The sequence below is a fragment of the Kitasatospora sp. NPDC091257 genome, assembly GCF_044757675.1.
Taxonomy (GTDB): Bacteria; Actinomycetota; Actinomycetes; order Streptomycetales; family Streptomycetaceae; genus Kitasatospora; species Kitasatospora lactacystinica.
This window is the reverse complement of sequence record NZ_JBIVVI010000827.1, coordinates 1-4,186: the sequence shown is the minus strand read 5'-3', so window position 1 is coordinate 4,186 and position 4,186 is coordinate 1. Positions and strand designations below refer to the sequence as shown.

Annotated in this window: 5 protein-coding genes; 1 reads left to right on the top strand and 4 read right to left on the bottom strand. The window is 72.4% G+C overall.

Annotation, left to right across the window (positions count from 1 at the left end; genetic code table 11):
• Both ACIQOV_RS30345 and ACIQOV_RS30340 read right to left on the bottom strand, forming a co-directional pair.
• A partial coding sequence (locus tag ACIQOV_RS30345; RefSeq protein ID WP_401053802.1) for a DUF1990 family protein occupies window positions 1-444 on the bottom strand: 444 nt, incomplete at its 3' end.
• Entirely contained in the window at window positions 441-1,388 is a 948-nt protein-coding gene (locus ACIQOV_RS30340; protein WP_401053801.1) for a YndJ family protein, read from the bottom strand. The genes ACIQOV_RS30340 and ACIQOV_RS30345, both read right to left, overlap by 4 nt.
• 168 nt (window positions 1,389-1,556) lie before the next feature.
• Here ACIQOV_RS30340 and ACIQOV_RS30335 point away from each other — a divergent pair, with 168 nt between their 5' ends.
• Complete coding sequence (locus ACIQOV_RS30335; RefSeq protein WP_359900185.1) at window positions 1,557-1,826, top strand: DUF1876 domain-containing protein; 270 nt, start codon at window positions 1,557-1,559, stop codon at window positions 1,824-1,826.
• A gap of 186 nt (window positions 1,827-2,012) precedes the next feature.
• Here ACIQOV_RS30335 and ACIQOV_RS30330 read toward each other — a convergent pair whose 3' ends face one another.
• Both ACIQOV_RS30330 and ACIQOV_RS30325 read right to left on the bottom strand, forming a co-directional pair.
• The gene (locus tag ACIQOV_RS30330; protein WP_401053799.1) at window positions 2,013-2,453 is read right to left on the bottom strand and encodes a PPOX class F420-dependent oxidoreductase; all 441 of its coding nucleotides are present in this window, start codon (window positions 2,451-2,453) and stop codon (window positions 2,013-2,015) included.
• A 30-nt stretch (window positions 2,454-2,483) separates the two neighbouring features.
• Complete coding sequence (locus ACIQOV_RS30325) at window positions 2,484-4,094, bottom strand: cytochrome bc complex cytochrome b subunit (protein WP_401053798.1); 1,611 nt, start codon at window positions 4,092-4,094, stop codon at window positions 2,484-2,486.
• Window positions 4,095-4,186 lie beyond the last annotated feature (92 nt).

Below are 4,186 nucleotides of genomic sequence, written 5' to 3'. Positions count from 1 at the left end.
GGGGAGCAGGGGGCCGGCGAGCCGGGCGTACCGGGCGACCGGTCGGCTGAAGGCGGTGACGGAGAACCGGACCCCGCCGTCCGGGGTCAGCTCGACCAGGAAGGTCTCCTCGCCCCGGGCCAGGTGCCCGGTCCTGGTCCCGTAGGTGAAGCCGTACCGGTCCGGGCCGTCGACCGCGGCCAGCACCCGGTTGGGGGCGCCGGCCCGCAGCGGGCCGAGGCCGATGGCGCACCGCACGGCGACGCCGGGGGCGGCCCGGTCGGCCGCCGCGTCGATCCGGACGCCCGCGAGCCGGTGCATCCGCCAGTCGAGCAGGGCGGCGCCGGCGGCCTCCAGCGCGGGGCGGCCGTGGCCGATGAGTGCGCTGTGCCGCAGGTGGTTGTAGCCGGCGGGCAGCTCGCCGGTGCGGCTGGCGCCCTGCTCGGGGTAGCTGTAGTCGTTCATCGAGCGGTCTCCGTTGCATCGGTCCCGGCCGCGGCGGTCGGGTTCATGGCGGTCCGTTCCGCGGCAGTGCGGTCCACGACAGTGCGGTCCACGGCGGTCCGGCCCGCGGCAGTCCGATCAGCCGCGATCCGGCGCCAGGCGAGCAGGGCGCAGAGCGCGAAGCCGAGCGCGTTGCCGACGCCGTGGGTGGCGGCCATCCAGGTCAGGGTCGGGTGGGGGAGTCCGGCGGCCCGGCCGAGTGCCCACCAGAGGGCGAGCAGCATGGTGAGCGCGAGGACGGCCGAGGAGGCGGCGAGCAGCCGGGCGGTGACGGGATCGCCGCTGCGGGGCCGCAGTTCGCGCCAGGTGACCAGGCCGACCAGCCACATTCCGGTGGTCAGTACGGCGGCCCCGGCGAACTGCCACCAGTTGCCGAGGAAGTATCCGGCCAGCACCAGCAGGGTGCCCGCCGGGACGCTGAGCGCCGCGCAGCGGGCCGCGGCCGAGCCCGGGCGGGCGGCGCGGCAGACCAGTCCGGCGACCAGGGCGGCGGTGAACCCGGCGTAGTGGAAGTGCGGCACGGTGAGTGCCAGGATGTGCGGTTCGAAGCCGAACAGCGGGTAGCCGGAGCGTTCGGCGACGAGGGCGACCCCGGCCACCGAGGGCGCGGCGAGTGCGGTGAGCACCGCGATCTCGGCGGGCGCGAGCGAGCGGGTGCGGGCCAGCCGCAGCGGCGCGTGCAGGGCGACGGCCAGGGTGCCGAGCGCGTAGAGCAGGGCGCAGCCGGTGGCCGGACCGCCGCGGGGCAGCCAGAGCGAGAGCGCGCCGGGTACGGCGACGAGCGGCCAGAGCCGGCGGATCCGGGTGAGCCCGGGCTCGTCGACGAGGGCGAGGCCGAGCGGGACGACGGCGCCCATGCCGAGCAGGATCAGCAGGTCGACCAGCTCCGTGGTGCCCTTTCCCATCGCGGGCACACTCCCTTGAACGTGTTCAAATGGCTTGCGTCGCCGACTCTACGCGGCCGAGTTGAACGCGTTCAACTCGGCCCCGGATGTTGCCCCCCGTCGGGCTGGCCTGGTGTTCACCGTGGGTGCGGCGCACTCTGGAGGAGTAACCGATGGAGGTGATCCGCCATGCAGACTCTGGTCGGTTGGCACATCGAGATGGAGTTCCGCGAAGAGGGGCCGCGGACCAGCGCCGCCGCACTGCTGCGGCTCGGCGACGGGAGCGAACTGCGCGCCCACGGCTACAGCAGCCGCCACCCCTCCGACCCGGAGCAGCTGAGGGTCGGTGAGGAGATCGCGGGGGCCCGCGCGCTCAACGAGCTCGCCTCGCAGCTGCTCACCAAGGCCCACGGCGAGATCCAGGAGGTCAGCCCGGTCCCGACGCATCCGCTGTCCTGACTTCCGGCCCGCAGGCCCCGGCCCGCAGGCCCCGGGCCCGTCCCGGCGTCCCCGACGCCCTGCCCGCCGCCGTGACCTCCCACCCGCCGTCGTGAACGGCTTCGGAAGCGCCGAGCGCCGGGGCCGCCCTTTTCCGGGGCCCCGGCACTCCGTGGGGATCGGCGGCCCGTCGGGTGACGCGGTCCGTCAGTTGACGCAGTAGCCGCTCGGCGGCTGCCAGTCCGGACCGACCAGCCGCTGTTCCAGTTCGTTCAGCGTGATCCGGATGCCGACCGTTCCGGCCAGCCCCACCCGGAACCGGCTGCGGGCCAGCACGACCAGCGCCGTCAGGCCGTACTTGTTGATCAGCGAGGTGCGGTAGCGGGCGGTGTCGTCGGCGTCGCAGAGCCGCGCCCGGGCGGGGACCGGGCGGCCGGTGGGGCGCCCGTGGGCGTCGCAGGGGCCGATCAGCACCCGGGGGTGGCGGCGGATCCGTTCGGCCTCGCCGGAGTGGGCCGGGGCCCAGATCCCGAGGGCCGTGCCGTCGGGCACCACCCAGAGCTGCGATTCCATCCGGCTGCCGTCCTCGTCGAAGGTGGTGAGCAGGAGGTACTTGCTGTCGGCGAGCCGGTCGGTTCGGTGGTGCACCTGTCCTCCCTGTGCCATCGGGGGTGCGGGTCAGTGCCCGTGGCCCTCGGTGATCTCGCGGAACTCCTCGGCGGTGGGCTTGGGGATCCGGCTGCCCTCGCCGTGGAACCCGCGGGAGAGCCGGGTCCGGGTGCGGGTGAGCACACCGGCCGGGCGGGCCACTCCATTCTCGTCCACCGGGGCGGGCAGTTCGAGGGGGCGGGGCTGTTCGTGCGCCGTGAGCCGGTGCAGTTCCTGCGGCGAGAGCCGGGCGTGCACCTCGGTGAACTCGCCGTGCGGCAGGCGCTTGACGATGCCGGTCTCGCGCCCGTGCAGCACCTTGTCGCGGTCCCGGCGCTGGAGGCCCAGGCACCAGCGCTTGGTGATGACGAAGACGGCGACCGGGACGGCGAAGAAGCCGACGCGGGCGGCGTAGGTGATGGAGTTGAGCGACAGGTGCAGGTGGGTGGCGATCAGGTCGTTGCCGCCGGCCACCAGTGCCACCAGGTAGACGCTGATCCAGGCGGCGCCGAGCGCGGTGCGGACGGGCGCGTTGCGCGGCCGGTCGAGCAGGTGGTGCTCCCGCTTGTCGTCGGTCACCCAGCCCTCCAGGAACGGGTAGGCGGCGATGGCGCCCAGGACCAGCGGGAACAGCGCGAACGGGATGAGCACCCCGAGGTTGAGGGTGTGCCCCCACAGCCCGACCTCCCAGCCGGGCATGATCCGGATCAGGCCTTCGGCGAAGCCCATGTACCAGTCGGGCTGGGCGTCGGTGGAGACCTGGTCCGGCCGGTACGGGCCGTACGCCCAGATCGGGTTGACGGTCGCGATCGCGGCCACCAGTGCGATGATGCCGAAGACCAGGAAGAAGAAGCCGCCGGCCTTGGCCAGGTAGACCGGCATCAGCGGCATGCCGACGACGTTCTTCTCGGTCCTGCCGGGGCCCGCCCACTGGGTGTGCTTGTGGTGGAAGACCAGGATCAGGTGCGCCACCAGCAGGCCGAGCATGATGCCCGGGATCAGCAGCACGTGGATGGTGAAGAAGCGCGGCACGATGTCGTGGCCGGGGAACTCGCCGCCGAACAGGAACATCTGGATGTACGTGCCGACCAGCGGGACGGCGAGGATCGAGCCCTCGATGAACCGGATGCCGGTGCCGGAGAGCAGGTCGTCCGGGAGCGAGTAGCCGAAGAAGCCGTCCAGCATGCCGAGGAAGAGCAGCAGGAAGCCGAAGACCCAGTTGATCTCGCGCGGCTTGCGGAACGCGCCGGTGAAGAACACCCGCATCATGTGGACGAACATGGCGGCGACGAAGACGATCGCCGCCCAGTGGTGGATCTGGCGGATCAGCAGTCCGCCGCGGACCTCGAAGCTGATGTCCACCGTGGAGGCGTAGGCCTCCGACATCGGGACGCCCTTGAGCGGGACGTACGAGCCCGCGTAGACCACCTCGCCCATGCTGGGCTTGAAGAACAGCGTCAGCCAGACACCGGTCAGGATGATGATCAGGAAGGTGTAGAGGCAGATCTCGCCCAGCATGAAGGACCAGTGGTCCGGGAAGATCTTCCGCAGGTTCGCCCTGGCCAGGGAGTGGATCCCCAGCCGGCCGTCCGCCCAGTCGGCGGCCCGCTGCCCCCGCCCAGGGCTCTGATTCCGGGTCATGTGCACGCACCTCGGTCCGAAGGAAACGGGGAGGAGTCCCCGATTCGCACTGAGGGCCACCATAATCGGGGAGTGATCCCCACTTCTACCCC